Source organism: Stenotrophomonas sp. Bg11-02, assembly GCF_002836635.1.
In the GTDB taxonomy this organism is placed as follows: Bacteria; Pseudomonadota; Gammaproteobacteria; order Xanthomonadales; family Xanthomonadaceae; genus Stenotrophomonas; species Stenotrophomonas lacuserhaii.
Genome location: NZ_PJAY01000051.1, coordinates 131,590 through 145,620 on the forward strand (window position 1 = coordinate 131,590; position 14,031 = coordinate 145,620).

Here is a 14,031-nt window from a genome sequence, read left to right on the forward strand (position 1 = left end):
CACGCGCCAAGTACCGCTACAATCGCGCACAGCCCGCAGCAAGCGGGCACGCACGATCTACACCACACCATGAGCAGGAAGCACATGCGCAGATCCGTCTACACCTTCACCGAAACCCCGCACGTCATCGTAGGCCTCGGCACCGCCCTGGTGGCGATCGTTTTCGTGGTCACCTTCGCCAAGGGCCTCACTCTCTGGTTGGGCTCTGCGATCGCGTTATTCTCCGCGCTTGCCGCGCTGCGCTCCCTGGGGGCAACGATCCTTGTCACCGGCGATTCGCTGACCCGTCGCTCACCGTTCGGCGAGGTGCGCATCATGTGGCGCGATCTGGACGGGGTGGAAATCGGCCCCGGTTGCAGGACGCTGCTGTTCAGTGCCGGCGACAAGCAGGTATGGATGCGCCGGCCCGCCGAATCGGTGGCGGCGTGGTTCAAGGCTTTCCATGACCAGGAGGTTGAAGAGGATGCGCTGGACCAGTTGTTGTACATGGCCGACGTGAAGCGTGTTTCTGCAGAGAAGCGCTGGCTGACGCCGCTTCGTGTTTCGCGTGGTCACGAGTGAGCGGAGGTCTTCATGAGGCATGTCTCCACGGCGCTGGTTTTTTTGATCTGCTGCATTGTTGCAGGCTGCAATCTTGCCGGGTTTCCGCCTTTGGGTTGGAGCACCAGAGAGGAAGGAACGCAGGACTGTCGCTTCGAGTATCAGGGCGACCCTCTAGTTGGACAGAACGCCACGGTTCTCATCGAGGCCAAGCGCGGTTCAACGTGCCGAGTGATGTACGCGCTGAAGAGTCAAGACTACGGCTCCAAGACACTCAAGCTGTCGGCGCGGCACCTGACCGCAGAGGGAGCCTCCTCGGTTCAGTTGCGCGCTTTCGACGGGAAGAAAACGGTCGGGCGTGCAACGCGACGATTCGAGAGTGGGGCGCCCAGCTCTGAAGCGCTGATCCAGATAGATCTGCCGAGGTCTTATGATCTAGTCGTGGTTTCCTTTGTAGCCGAGAATGAAACCCGGCTCGAGGTGAAGGGGCTGAGGGTGGAATCCGCTGAATCCAATAGCGCCGGGCAAGCGCAGGCTCAGGCGATCTATGTCGAGGCGGTAGGCCTCATCAAGACCCATGCTCTGGCTTACGAGGAGCTTGGCCCAGAGCGCATTGAGGCGGGTCGGCCAGCCTCGGATGCCACGCTTTGGCAAGCGCGCTCGGCCATCAAAGCCCTTCTGCGGGATCTGGGGGACGGCCATAGCTTCCTGAGCTCGCCAGGTGGCCTGCAGGAGGCGGAGAGGATACCCAAAGCGGAAGTGGAGTACGCAACCTGGCGCATGTTTCGTCCAGGGATCGCGGTTATCCACGTGCCGATGTTCCACGGAACGGACGATGAGCTTGAACGCGTCTTTGCGAACAGCATCCGGGAAGCTCTCGCGAAAGGACTGGAGGCGGGGGCCAGGGCGTGGATTGTTGACCTCAGTGGGAACAGGGGCGGAAACATGTGGCCGATGCTGTACGGCCTATCGCCCCTGCTGGGTACGGAGGGGGTAGGTAGCTTCCGGTATAGAGACGGGTCTTCCAGTCCTTGGACTCTCCAAGGCCACGAAGGGATTGTCGAGGTGCGAGATCTTGGAAGTGTGCCGGTCGCGGTGGTGACTTCTGGACGAACTGCCAGCTCCGGGGAAGCCGTTGCGGTGGCTTTCCGTGGCCGGCCTCTTACACGCTCTTTCGGCGGTGCCACGTCTGGTCACTCTACGTCCAACACAACATACAGGCTTGCAGATGGATCCAGACTTTATCTCACCACGGCTGTGTTTGAGGATCGGAACGGCAATCGCTATGGCGGAAAACTTGCCCCGGATCAGGTCGTCCGGGGCATAGGTCCTGAAGCATCAATCGTTGCAGCTGGCGCGTGGTTGGAAGCGTGTTTGCGTGATGAATGTCATGAGTAGAGCTGTCGAATGGTTCTCGGCCGGTCAGGCGTCAAGGGAGCTGACTGAGACGGGGTCAAAGCTGGCTGACGCGCTTCATGCTTCGTGGTCACGAGTGAGCGGAGGCAGGTCGTCAGCTGAATAGCGATGGTGGTCTACGCTGGGATTTTATCGAGTTGTGAACGCGAGCGATGTCTATAAGCTGATCCAAGATCCGGCCATATTTGGCCGCAGGGATATCGAAAAGCCCAGCACGCGCTCGATCCTTTCGACTGCACCCTGTAGCTCCTCCGCTAGCCGCTCATTGCCTTCGATGTAGATGATCAAGCGATCTTCACCTGGACGACCGAGCAAGCCGGTTATGCCCGGTATGGCGCTGTAAAGAAGATCCTTGTGCTTACCTATACGTGCGTGGAACTCTTCCCCGGTGTGCTTGTGGCCCTCCTCGAAGACCACCCGCGTGCTACCACTGGGGGTAACGAGTTGCCTGTTGGCGACGGGCGCTGAGCCTTTCAGTTCAACAAGGATGTGTTGATCCGGCGCTGGTTGGATGGATATCTCCGTCAATCTGCCCGCGAACTCCCGGCGCAGGTCCTGCATTGATTGCAGGATTTCCGTCTGAACCGCGAGCCTGGTGATGGCTTCGTCGATGGATATTCCAGGATGCTCGGCGACGTAGTTCTTCACCAGCGTCTGCATCTCCTGGCCCAACTCAGAGTCTGGCTCAGGCACTTGTGCCCAAGCCGTCGTGGACAGGCTCAGGAGGAGCGAACAAGCGAGAATCTTCCATTCCATATAGGTGTCCACGTCCCCGTGGGTGAACTGGGGGGCTTCTTCAACGCCCTGAAGTAGGTAGGCTAGCAGTTAAGTACGTCATCAGAATGGTCAACCCGGACTATCCAGGAGCATTCAACCCACGCAAGCATGCTCGGCGCGCCTTCTGCTGATTTTCTGCACTGCACTGTCAGTGGGCCCCATGCCCTGACCACGCGCCTTTTATGCGCACCCCTGTCTAATGGTTCCATGCCGTCCAATCTGCCTGCCCCGCATTCGCTGACGATCTGGACCATCGGCCACTCCACCCGGCCTTGGGACGCGTTCCTGCAGCTGCTGTCCGCGCACGGAATATCGGCCATCGCGGACGTGCGTCGCTTTCCGGGCTCGCGTCGCCACCCTTGGTTTGCTTCGGAGCAGATGGCAGACACGCTGCCAACCCTCGGCGTGACCTATCAGTGGATTCCCGAATTGGGCGGGCGTCGCAGGGTGCGGCCGGCATCGCCCAACGGCGCGTGGGATAACACGGCGTTTCAGGGCTATGCCGACCATATGACGTCTGCCGAATTTGCCAGCGGGCTGGAGAAAGTCCTCGCGCTGGCGGGTGCGCACCGGACGGCGCTGATGTGCGCGGAGGCGCCCTGGTGGCGTTGCCATCGGCGCCTGATCTCCGACCTGCTGACGCACCGCGGCAATCAGGTGCTGCACATCGTGTCCGGTGCGGAACCGAAGCCGCATCCGCTCAATCCGATGGCGCAGGCGGTGGGGCAGGATCTGATTTATCCGGCCGCGCAGGCCACGCTGTTCTGAGTCCGCCCGCGTCCCGGCGCCATGACCGACCTTACCGCCGTCGCCGCCGTTCGGATCCGGGCGCCTTGCTCTCCGATGTGGGAAACACCCGCGCGGACAGGAAATCGACCAGCGCCCGGATCTTGGGCGAGGGATGCTTGCTTGCCGGCCACAGCACATGGAAAACCCCGCTGCGCTGTACGTAGTCGGCGAGGACCGGCAGCAGCCGTCCATCATCAAGCGGCTCGCGGATGGCGAAGTCTGGAAGGTAAGCGATGCCCAGGCCCTGGAGCGCAAAACAGACGCGCGTCTCGATGTTGTTGCAGATCATCGAGGTTGGCAGTTGCAGCTCGGGTTCGCCGGGCGTCTGGCGCAGCGCCCAGGCCTCCAGCTTGCCGCTGTTCGGAAAGCGGAAGTGAAGGCAGGCGTGTTGCTGCAGATCGACCGGCAGCGCGGGCGTGCCGCGTCGCGCCAGATACGCCGGCGAGGCGACCAGTCGCATCTGGAAGGCACCCAAGCGACGGGCGGACAGCCGTGAATCGGCAGGTTCGCCCGTGCGGACCACGGCGTCGAAACCTTCTTCGATCACATCCACCATGCGGTCGGTGAAATCCAGGTCCAGTTCGATCTCCGGATACGCCTGCATGAACTCGCCGAGCACCGGCAGCACCAGCGAGCTGACCAGCGGCAAGCTGACCCGCAGGCGTCCCCGCGGTGCGGCGGTGGCCTGCGATAGTTCCATTTCAGCCGCTTCTATTTCTGCCAGGATGCGCCGGCTGCGCTCCAGGAACAGGGCGCCCTCGGACGTCAACGTGACGCTGCGTGTGCTGCGGTGGAACAAGCGCACGCCCAGCTTTTCTTCCAGCCGCGCCACGCTCTTGCCGACCGCGGAGGCCGATACGCCGAGCAGCCGCCCGGCGGAGACGAAACTCCGGGTTTCGGCTACCTGCACGAACACGACGAAGCCACCCAGGCTGTCCATCATCCGGTCCCTTCATTGCGGACAGGATGTTCCGCACATCGAGGAACTGTAGCCCACTTTTTCTTTAATGGCCGGGTTCCTATCGTTGTGGCCTGCCAATCACAGCGAGTTGAACAGCATGACGCGTCTCCCAGTTTTCCCGCACATCGGCGGGGTTCACCGATGAGTGCGCCTACGGCACGGGTGGGGGCCGCCGCGGAGGGTCGGCTGCCGCTGGCGTCGCTGCTTGCGCTGGCAATGGCGGCTTTCATCACCATCCTGACCGAGGCGCTGCCGGCTGGGCTGCTGCCGCAGATGGCGCAGAGCCTGGCAGTGTCCGAGGCATGGGTGGGGCAGACCGTCACGATCTATGCCATCGGGTCACTGATGGCGGCGATCCCGTTGACCGCCGCCACGCAGGGCCTGCGTCGCCGTCCATTGCTGTTGGCGGCTCTTGCCGGCTTTGTGCTGGCCAACACGGTGACCACGCTCTCCACCAGTTACGCCCTGACCATGACGGCGCGCTTCCTGGCCGGCGTGTCGGCCGGCGTGTTGTGGGCGCTGCTGGCCGGCTATGCGGCGCGCATGGTGCCCGACCACCAGAAGGGTCGTGCCATTGCCGTCGCGATGGTCGGCACACCGCTGGCGCTGTCGCTGGGCGTGCCTGCCGGCACGTTCGTTGGCAACCTGGTGGGTTGGCGGGTGTGCTTTGGCATCATGAGCGGACTGGCGTTGGTACTGATGCTGTGGGCGCGTATCAAGCTGCCGGATCTCGCGGGGCAGGCGGCGGGCAGGGCGCTGTCGCTGCGGCAGGTGTTCACCCTGCCCGGTGTGCGCCCGGTGCTGGTCGCAGTGCTCGCTTTCGTGTTGGCACACAACGTGCTTTACACCTATATCGCGCCGTTCCTGTCGGCGGCAGGCATGGCGCAGCGCACCGATGCGGTGCTGCTGGTATTCGGCGTTGCATCGTTGTTGGGCATCTGGATTGTCGGCGTACTGATTGATCGTCGCCTGCGCGCAATGACACTGGGCAGCATCGGAGTGTTCGCGATGGCCGCCTTGGCACTCGGTGTGGCTCGTGCTGTACCCGGCGTGGTGTATGTGGCCGTGGCCGCGTGGGGCGTGGCGTTCGGGGGTTCGGCGACGCTGTTTCAGACCGCGCTGGCCAACGTGGCAGGCAGTGCCGCCGATGTCGCGCAGTCGATGTTGGTCACGGCCTGGAACCTGGCGATTGCCGGGGGAGCCATCGTCGGGGGCGTGCTGCTTGAACGCTTGGGTGCAGGTGCTTTCGCCCCCGCCTTGATCGCGCTTCTGGCGCTTGCGTTGGGAGTGGTATGGGCGGCCAGGCGGCATGGTTTCCCGGCACCGACACGCTAGGCCGTTTCACCCGCCTGCGCACCCCTGGCATGGACGCGCGGGCAGCGCCTGCCTCGCCGTTACTTCATGGCTTCCAATGGCACCAGCGACGCCCACACCAGCAGCAGCACCAGCCACAGCCAGCGCCAACGGCCCATTCCGTGCCATGCCGCGCGCCAAGGCCCGGGCAGCTTTTCGTGACTCACGCTGGCCTCCTCTTTGCCGCCGATCGCAGCGAATCCACGGTGCGCAGTCCATACAGATACACGCCGGTAAAGCACAATCCGGTCAGCAGGGTGCCGGCCAGCAACCAGAGCAGCCGGATGGGCCACCCACCGAAGTTGCCGAAGTGCAGGGGGTCGGCCATTTCGGCGATGCGCTGATGGACGCTCAGCGCACGGCCGTCATGCCGGCCCATCACTTGCCCGCTACGCAGGTCGACGGCGATGTTGTTGGCCCGCTCGCGTACCAGCCACGCGTCGGCTTCGCCCATGAAGAGGATGCTGCCGCCATCGCGTGCGGGGATGGCCGCGAGGATATCCAGGGCGGGCCATTGCTGGCGGACGGTCTGCACTGCCGTGTCGACGGCAGCCGGGTCTACGGGGGCAACCCGGTCGCCGCCCTCGGCCAGTTGCAGGGTGGGCGCGGCCGGTGCATCGCCGCCGAGCGATTCCACCAGATACCACGCCCCGGTCAGGCCGATCAGCAGCAGAAACCAGAGCGACCACACACCCGCCAGGCGATGCACATCGCCCCACAAACGGCGCGGTCGCGACGCGTCGGGCCATTTCAGGAATCCGCGCCACCACTTCTTGTAGATGTAGAGACTGCTGAGCAGCGAGAGCAGCAGGGGAATGGACAACGCCGCCACCAGCGGCACGCCCCAGGCCACCGGCAGCATCAGGTGGCGGTGGGTGTTGCGCAGCAGCCGTTGCGTATTGAACCAGCCGGTGTCGCCGGTCACCCGCGCGGTATACGGGTTGACCCAGACGAAGCGGCGCTTTCCGTCGAGCAGGCGCATCTGCGCACGTGCGGCGAACAGACGGGTGTGGCCGGCGGTGATGCCTTCCAGTTCCCAGTCCGGATGTGCCGTCTGCGCGGCATGGATGACCGCGCCCCAGCCGGCCTGCTCACCCCCGTCGGCCACGCGCATGGGGGCGTGCAGCAACCAGTCGATCTCCTGGGAGAACACCGCCAGCGTGCCGGTGAGGCAGACAAAGCCCATGAACAGGCAGAGCTTCAGGCCCAGCCAACTGTGCAGGTCGAACCACAGCCGCCGGCCACTGCCGGCACGTGCCGGGCGGGTGGGGGGCGCTGGCGAAGGCTGGCGCATGGGCGGGCTCAGAACGTGTAAGCGGCTTGCACGTACACCCGGCGCGGCTCGCCCGGGAAGTGGCCGGTGCGCCCGGTGAAACCGCTGGCGGCATAGACCTTGTCGAACAGGTTCTTGACGTTGGCCTGGAACTGCCACTGCTGCCACTGCGTCTTCCAGCTCATGTCGAACACGGTGTACGGCTTTACCCGTTGGCCATCCAGGCTGACGCGCTCATCCACGTAATCGGCGCCGAAGCCGATGGCGGAGTTGATCGCCGGCAGCTCGTAGCGGGTCCACAGGCCGAGTTTGTTCTGCGGGGCATTGGCGAAGCGGTCGCCGGAGGCATTGGTGATGCCGTCGCTGCCGGCATCCTTCACCCGGGCATCGCTGTAGGCGTAGGTCAGGTTGAGCACCCAGCGTTCGGTCACATCGGCCAGCAGGTCCAGCTCCATGCCGGTGCTGCGCACCAGGCCCAAGGCAGCCAGCTGGTTCACGCCATCGACGATCTCGCCGGTGGCCTGCACGATATTGCTGCGGTCGATCCGGTAAGCGGCCAGGTTCAGGGTCACGCGCTCGGCCAGCAGGGATTTCAGGCCCACTTCCCACTGCCTGCTGCGCTCGGCATCGAACGGGCCGCCCGCTTCGGCGCTCTGGTTGGCGGCGCTCTGCGGCATGAACCCGCTGGCGATGTTGGCGTAGACATTGATGCCTTCGCGCACGGTGTAGGTAGTGCCCAGCCGCCAGCTGATGTCGTTGCCATCCACGGTGGTGCCGGCGATGCGGTCGTCGTCCTTGAAACCGTCCCAGCGCAGCCCGGCCAGCACATGCCAGCGCGGGGTCAGCGCCAGTTCGTCCTGCAGGTAGCCGCCATAGCGCTTGCTGCGCGTGCTGGTGCTGCGCCAAGGCAGGGCGGCCAGGTTGTAGTCGCGCCACGAGCTGGCGCCATACACCGGGTTGAACAGGTCGATACCGGGCACCGGGCCGGCACCCCGCGCAAGGTCGGCGCTGTTGGCCGTCTGTGCGGTGAAGTCGGCATCCTGCTGGTAGACATCGGCGCCGAACAGCAGCTTGTGCCCGATGCTGCCGGTATTGAAGCGCCACACCGCGTTGCCGTTGGCGGTAAACGCGTCGTTGTCGCGGATCTGGTTGCGCAGCTGGCGGGTCATCCATTCGGGCACGCCATCGCGGTTGCGGTCGATCAGGCCCATCGGCTCGTGGTAGATCTGATGCTCGTTGTTCTCGAACCAGCGTGCGCCAACATCGACGTCCAGGTTGCTGCCGGGCGAAAAGCGGTACTGCGCCAGCGCCACCTTGGCACGCATATCCAGGAAGTCGCTGGCTTCGTTATGGTTCCATCGCCGGTCGGTCAGGAAACTGCCGTTGTCGTCCACCGGCACGCCGCGCAGGCGGTTGCCGCCCAGGTTCTGGGTGATGTCGGTGAACTGCAGGGTCAACTCGCCGGTGTCGCCCACGTCGAAGGCCAGCGATGCATCGCCGATCACGCTCTCGCTGTCCGCGTTCCAGCGCACGCCCTGTTCGGTGTCGCCATACAGCCCGGCGCGGTAGCGCACGCTGCCGGTGGCGTTCACTGGCCCGGTGGCGTCGATCGATGCGGCCCTGAAATCGTTGTTGCCGGCCTGCAGTTCGATGCGGCGCTCGGCCGTGGCTTTGGGCTTGCGCGTTACGTAGTTGATGACACCGCCGGCGTCGCCGCCGCCATACAGCGCGCCGGCCGGACCCTTCAGCACTTCCACGCGATCGATGTTGAACAGTTGCGGTACCGAAAATCCGGCATAGGGGTCGCCGCGCATGCCGTCGTACAGCACGTTTTCCTGGCGGAAGCCGCGCAGGGTCACGCCGGCGTAGCTGAAGAAACTGATGCCGCTGATGCTGCGGTAAAGATCGGTGATCTGGCGCGCAGCCTGGTCTTCAATCAGTTCGCGCGGCACCACCTGGATGGACTGCGGCACCAACGCCAGCGGGGTATCGGTGCGCGTCCCCACCGTTGCATCGTCCACCCGGTAAAGGGTTTGCGCCCGGCCATGCACCTGCACGGCATCCAGCTGTTGCACATCAGCGGAAGAGGGCGGCGCTGCGTGGACCGAAGCACAGGCGAGGATCAGGGCCAGGCCCAGAAGGGAGAGAGAAGGGGTCGGGCGGGTCATCGCGGGCCGAAAGGCGGGTGAGAATGAGAAAGATTAGCATGTAGAGCGGGTCCGGCGTTCAAGCAGGCCGGCCAGCCCGGGCAGGCTGGCCGGCATTGCCATCAGCGGACGTGATCCAGGAACTGGCGGTGACGCTCATACTGGTCCAGCACGTCGTGGATCACCTGGACCTTGGGCCATCCCATGACGTCGTAGTCCTGGCCGCCTTCGCGCAGGTAGACCTCCGCCCGGTAGTGGCGGGTGCCCTCGCTGGCGGGACGGCGGGGATCCTGCAGGGCAAACGTGGGCGCTTCGTAAGGCTGGGGGCGCACGGAATAGAAGAAGTCCATTTCCTCACCATGGCCTACACGCAGCCATGCCCGGCCATCATCGCCTGCGGTCACCTCGACCGGCAGATCCTGCTTGCGCAGCTCCACGGCGACCTCCTGCAGCGCGGGCAGCACATGGTCCCTGATGAACCCGACCACCTCGATCTTGACGGGGTTGTGCGCCAGCAGCTTCAGCCTGGCGCGCCAGTCGCCACTGGTGCCCGGCAGCATGCGCGCCTCACGCAGGATCGAACGCTTGGTCGCGTCCAGGTGCATGGCCTTGAGCAGGCCCCAGCACATCAGAATCATGACCACGGTGAAGGGAAGGGCGCTGGCAATGGTGGCAGCCTGGAGTGATTCAAGGCCGCCGGCGATCAACAGGGCGACCGCGATGGCGCCAACCAGCAGTGCCCAGAAGATCCGCTGCCAGACCGGAGATTCTTCTTCACCCTTGGATGTCAGCATGTCGATCACCAGCGCGCCGGAGTCGGCGGAGGTGACGAAGAACAGCGCCACAAGCACCACGGCAAGCGAGGAGGTGATCATCGTCAACGGCAGGTGGCGCAGGAACTCGAACAGCGCCATCGAGCTGTCGTTGGATACGGCCGTGACGAGGGCTTGAACCCCATCGGAGCGGACCATGAACAAGGCCGAGTTTCCGTAGATGGTCATCCACAGGAACGTGAAACCAAGCGGCACCAGCAGCACGCCGACGACGAATTCGCGCACCGTCCGGCCGCGGGAGATGCGCGCGATGAACATGCCGACGAACGGCGACCAGGCGATCCACCAGCCCCAGTAGAACAACGTCCAGCCACCCAGCCAGCCGCTCGGCTCATACGCGTACAGGTTGAACGTCATGGAGAAGAGCTGGGATGCGTACATGCCCGTGTTCTGGACGAATGCCTGCATCAGATGCACCGTGGGGCCGCAGACCAGCACGAATGCCAGCAGCGCCACGGCCATGATCATGTTGATCTCCGACAGGCGGCGCACGCCGCTGTCCAGGCCCGCAACCACCGATCCGGTCGCCACCAGGATGATCACGCCGATCAGCGACACCTGCACCAAAGTGCTGATTTCCAGACCGAAAAGATAATTCAGACCCGAATTGATCTGCATGACCCCGAGGCCCAGCGAGGTGGCAAGGCCGAAGATGGTGCCAAGGGCTGCAAAGGTGTCCACGGCGTGGCCGATGGGACCATGGATACGGTCACCGATCAGTGGATAGAGTGCCGAGCGCACCCGCAGCGGGAGATTGTGCCGATACGCGAAGTAGGCGAGCGCCAACGCAACGACCGCGTAGATGGCCCAGGCGTGCACCCCCCAGTGGAAGAAGGTGATGCGCATGGCCTGGCGGGCTGCCTCGGCAGACTCGGCCGTGCCCGTCGGCGGGGTGGCGTAATGCATGATCGGCTCGGCCACGCCGAAGAACATCAGGCCGATGCCCATGCCTGCGGCGAAAAGCATGGCGAACCACGACGCATAGCTGTAGTCGGGGCGGCTGTGATCCGGGCCCAGCTTGATGCGTCCATAACCGCTGATGGCCACGCCGATGACGAAGACAAGGAAGCCGGCGACGGACAGGATCGTAAACCAGCCTGCGTCGTTGGCGGTCCAGTTCTTGGCCGCGGTGAACCAGGTGGTGGCCTGTTCCGGGACGAAAATGGACAGCGCCACGAGGAGCAGGACGATGGCCGCGGTAGGGATGAACACCTGCGGCAGGATGCGCTGGCGGACAGGAGTGGATGGCGGAGCGGGGCTCTGCATGGAATCCTCCGGTTGATGCGATGGAGCAGGAGAGCGGAGTGCTCTTAGAAATAGAACCCGATGTTGAGGTTCAGCCGGCTGTGCCAGCGGGAGGGGCCGCCGTCGTCGATGCCGATGCCATCGCCGCCTGCGAACCACATGTTCTTGCCGGCGATCCAGTCCACGTAGGTCAGCATGATTCCCTTCTGCAGGCTGCATCCGGTGACGTTCTGCCATGACTCCCTGACGCCCGCGCGGCGACCGACCGGCCGCGTCATGCTCAGGTTGTTGTAGCAGGTGATGTCGTCAAGCCAGCGCCGGGCGCCGAAGGAATAGGCGACGTTGGCGCTGGGCACGTCGGCTTCGGAGGCGATCTCGAAGGGGGCGAGGAAGGCTGACATCGCAATCCGGTCGCCCGGGACGCTGTAACGGTAGCGGGCCCACTGGAGCTGGGTGGTCCAACCCTCCCGCTTCCACTGGGCGTGCAATGCCGCGCCGTGGTGTCCGCGGTGGCGGCCGGTGGTGGTGTCCTGGACGCGGCCGCTGAATGCCGATGCGCCGAGCAGCAGTTCGCCCTCGTTCAACACGCCAGTATGTTCGTACCGGACGTGGACGCGGCCGCGCTCGCGGTAGGGCAGGTCGGGTGTCTGCGCCACATCGAACGAGTAGCGGTCATAGCGCGATCCGCTTCCGTATTCATCGCCTGAGAACCAGCCCGCCGTCCAGTGGTGGTCGCCCTGTTGATGGCTGAATGTCACGCCCGGATCGTAGTCGTCCTCGATCCCGAGGTAATAGCCCGAGCCAAACCAGAAGCTCTGCGAAACGGTGGGTAGCAGGCCAAAGGGAACCTGTTGGATACCTGCCTTGAGTTGCGTGGTCTCGCTGAAATTCCAGCCCGCGTAGGCGTGGTGGACGGCATCGAACCCGTCATACCAGCGATATTGGGCAGAGAAGAAGAGCGGGCCGGCACCGGCTTCGATATCTGCGCGGAGCAGCTCCAGCTGCAGCCGGCTGGTGGGCCCGTAGTCGAGCCAGCCGTAGTTGAAGCGCACCGCGCCGCCGATGTCGACAAACGGATCGACCTGTCCGCCGCGCGCTTCCTGAGCGTGTGCTGCATGCGTGGCCGTTGCCGCCGCACACAGGAAAACGAGGGGAAATGCTTTCACGATAGTGTCCGTGGCCTCCATTTTGCGAACGAAAGCGTCCAAGTCTAACGCGTTGGCGCAGGAGACCCAAACGTGCGACGGCTGGCGGCGTCCTGCGCGCGCTGCTGCTCCAGCGCATGAATCGCGCGCAGCTTCTGGCGATCCTGGGCAAAGCGGAGTGTTTGCAGGGCGCGCTCCAATGAAGAGTCCGCATGGTGTCGCGCCGCTTCACGGGTGCTCGCTGAGCAGCCGGCGCAAAGGGCAGCCAATGCCTTCTGCAGCCGGATGTTGACCTCCAGCGAACCTGCTGCTTCGGTGGACAGTGGGGCGAAGACATCCTCGAACAGGTCGTCCGCATCCAGCTGCGCCATATGGACGTGGCGGTGCTGTACTTTCTCGTCCCGTTGCACGCACGCCAGCGCATCCCATCTCAGCAGAAGCCGTACACAGGTGCCGATGACGCTGATGCATGTACCGGGATCGTTGATTGCGGGGGACATCGATCGCACACCGATTTCAGCAAGGACGACCAGCCCGTAGCGCGGATCATTTTCTATCCTGCGGGAACCGCCGATGGTGACTGCTTCGACCAGTTGCGCCCGCTGGTCATCATGGAGGGTGCCCATGACGTGGAGAAGTGCGCGGTTTGGCGTTGCGAACGTGCCCGGCTGGCAGGCGACGTAGACGGTCAGTCGATGCGCTTCTGCAAGGGCGTCGAGGCGTTGAATGTCGATGTGCTCCACATGACCGACCGCTGTTGCGAAGACGGCGATGGAGGTGTCCGGTAGGCTGCCGGTATAGGGCATCGCGCCGAGAAACGGCTCCTCTGCCCGCAGTTCCATCGACTTCAAGGTGGCCTTTTCGACCAGGTCAACCGTTTCGCCGAGCCGTCCAAAGCGGGAAAACTGCTCGATTGCGCGAAGGAGCGTTACGGTTATGACGATGATGACCGCGATGGTCGCTCCAAACAGCACCAGCCTTCCGCTGTCGCCGTAGATGCCGGTGCTGAGTGCGATCAGCCCGACGATGGAAAACAGGAACGCGCCAACGAACGTCGCCAGCGTGCCTTGGGCACGCGTATCTTCTATCAGCAACCGGGACGCACGCGGTGTGGCGTTGGTGGCCGCTGACCCGTATGCGGCGACCATCGTGGACAGGGCGAAGGTGGTCACCGTCAGCATGGACGCGGCCAGGATGCCGAGGATGTTGCCAACCGAGTCGGCGCCGATCTGGGCGGCGAGGCCCTGCGGCAATACGAACCGGGCGGCAGCGCCCGCCAGCGCGGTGGCAACGCCCAGCACGCCATACAGCGTGGACCGGAACCACATCCTCCTGCTGATCCTGAACAGGGACAGCTTCCACTTGCTCATCATGGGACAGTTGCTCGGACGTTGATGCAGGGGAGTATCCCTGTTCGGCAGTTCGGACGCGTCAACATCCGATGATCAGGCCTCAGGTTGCAGCGGAGGCTGCTGGAACTCCCTGCTCGAGAACTTTAAGATCATGCTTCTTGGGCCTGTTCGGAGCTTGGGTTCTTGACATCGACGCACGT

12 protein-coding genes are annotated in these 14,031 nt (G+C 64.1%); 4 read left to right on the plus strand and 8 right to left on the minus strand.

Going from position 1 to position 14,031, the window contains the following annotated elements:
• The first annotated feature begins 84 nt into the window (after window positions 1–84).
• Window positions 85–561, plus strand: coding sequence for a hypothetical protein (locus tag CXG43_RS06075; protein ID WP_101099138.1), 477 nt, complete (start codon window positions 85–87; stop codon window positions 559–561).
• Between the two features lie 12 nt (window positions 562–573).
• Window positions 574–1,938, plus strand: coding sequence for a S41 family peptidase (locus CXG43_RS06080; RefSeq protein WP_101099139.1), 1,365 nt, complete (start codon window positions 574–576; stop codon window positions 1,936–1,938).
• A 174-nt stretch (window positions 1,939–2,112) separates the two neighbouring features.
• Here CXG43_RS06080 and CXG43_RS06085 read toward each other — a convergent pair whose 3' ends face one another.
• Entirely contained in the window at window positions 2,113–2,712 is a 600-nt protein-coding gene (locus tag CXG43_RS06085) for a hypothetical protein (RefSeq protein ID WP_157825169.1), read from the minus strand.
• 228 nt (window positions 2,713–2,940) lie between these two features.
• On the opposite strand from CXG43_RS06085, the gene CXG43_RS06090 reads away from it, so the two are divergent.
• A complete protein-coding gene (locus CXG43_RS06090) occupies window positions 2,941–3,501 on the plus strand; it encodes a DUF488 domain-containing protein (protein WP_101099141.1) in 561 nt (186 codons plus the stop codon).
• 31 nt (window positions 3,502–3,532) lie between these two features.
• Here the strand turns inward: CXG43_RS06090 and CXG43_RS06095 are convergent, their stop codons facing one another.
• Window positions 3,533–4,462, minus strand: coding sequence for a LysR family transcriptional regulator (locus CXG43_RS06095; RefSeq protein ID WP_101099196.1), 930 nt, complete (start codon window positions 4,460–4,462; stop codon window positions 3,533–3,535).
• Window positions 4,463–4,624: 162 nt separating this feature from the next.
• On the opposite strand from CXG43_RS06095, the gene CXG43_RS06100 reads away from it, so the two are divergent.
• Window positions 4,625–5,818, plus strand: coding sequence for an MFS transporter (locus CXG43_RS06100; RefSeq protein ID WP_101099142.1), 1,194 nt, complete (start codon window positions 4,625–4,627; stop codon window positions 5,816–5,818).
• Between the two features lie 59 nt (window positions 5,819–5,877).
• On the opposite strand, the gene CXG43_RS19565 is transcribed toward CXG43_RS06100, so the two are convergent.
• From CXG43_RS19565 to CXG43_RS06125, 6 genes are all read right to left on the minus strand, one after another.
• Window positions 5,878–6,003 (minus strand): hypothetical protein, encoded by a 126-nt coding sequence (locus CXG43_RS19565; protein WP_269801220.1) that lies wholly within the window; start codon window positions 6,001–6,003, stop codon window positions 5,878–5,880.
• Complete coding sequence (locus CXG43_RS06105) at window positions 6,000–7,130, minus strand: PepSY-associated TM helix domain-containing protein (protein ID WP_101099143.1); 1,131 nt, start codon at window positions 7,128–7,130, stop codon at window positions 6,000–6,002. Before CXG43_RS06105 ends, CXG43_RS19565 begins: the two co-directional genes overlap by 4 nt.
• Before the next feature lie 8 nt (window positions 7,131–7,138).
• Window positions 7,139–9,277 carry a TonB-dependent receptor gene (locus CXG43_RS06110; protein ID WP_101099144.1) on the minus strand — a complete coding sequence of 713 codons (2,139 nt, stop codon included), beginning with the start codon at window positions 9,275–9,277 and terminating at the stop codon, window positions 7,139–7,141.
• A 101-nt stretch (window positions 9,278–9,378) separates the two neighbouring features.
• On the minus strand, window positions 9,379–11,355 hold the full coding sequence (gene betT, locus CXG43_RS06115; protein WP_101099145.1) for a choline BCCT transporter BetT: 1,977 nt from the start codon (window positions 11,353–11,355) through the stop codon (window positions 9,379–9,381).
• Between the two features lie 44 nt (window positions 11,356–11,399).
• Window positions 11,400–12,500 (minus strand): hypothetical protein, encoded by a 1,101-nt coding sequence (locus CXG43_RS06120; protein ID WP_232767642.1) that lies wholly within the window; start codon window positions 12,498–12,500, stop codon window positions 11,400–11,402.
• A 44-nt stretch (window positions 12,501–12,544) separates the two neighbouring features.
• A complete protein-coding gene (locus tag CXG43_RS06125; protein ID WP_232767645.1) occupies window positions 12,545–13,849 on the minus strand; it encodes a DUF2254 domain-containing protein in 1,305 nt (434 codons plus the stop codon).
• Window positions 13,850–14,031: the final 182 nt, after the last annotated feature.

Coding starts and splice junctions, on each gene's coding strand:
- CXG43_RS06080 (WP_101099139.1), top strand. CDS start 574: ATGAGGCATGTCTCCACGGCGCTGGTTTTTTTGATCTGCTGCATTGTT.
- CXG43_RS06105 (WP_101099143.1), bottom strand. CDS start 7,130: ATGCGCCAGCCTTCGCCAGCGCCCCCCACCCGCCCGGCACGTGCCGGC.
- betT (WP_101099145.1), bottom strand. CDS start 11,355: ATGCAGAGCCCCGCTCCGCCATCCACTCCTGTCCGCCAGCGCATCCTG.
- CXG43_RS06125 (WP_232767645.1), bottom strand. CDS start 13,849: ATGAGCAAGTGGAAGCTGTCCCTGTTCAGGATCAGCAGGAGGATGTGG.
- CXG43_RS06090 (WP_101099141.1), top strand. CDS start 2,941: ATGCCGTCCAATCTGCCTGCCCCGCATTCGCTGACGATCTGGACCATC.
- CXG43_RS06085 (WP_157825169.1), bottom strand. CDS start 2,712: ATGGAATGGAAGATTCTCGCTTGTTCGCTCCTCCTGAGCCTGTCCACG.
- CXG43_RS06095 (WP_101099196.1), bottom strand. CDS start 4,462: ATGGACAGCCTGGGTGGCTTCGTCGTGTTCGTGCAGGTAGCCGAAACC.
- CXG43_RS06075 (WP_101099138.1), top strand. CDS start 85: ATGCGCAGATCCGTCTACACCTTCACCGAAACCCCGCACGTCATCGTA.
- CXG43_RS06100 (WP_101099142.1), top strand. CDS start 4,625: ATGAGTGCGCCTACGGCACGGGTGGGGGCCGCCGCGGAGGGTCGGCTG.
- CXG43_RS06110 (WP_101099144.1), bottom strand. CDS start 9,277: ATGACCCGCCCGACCCCTTCTCTCTCCCTTCTGGGCCTGGCCCTGATC.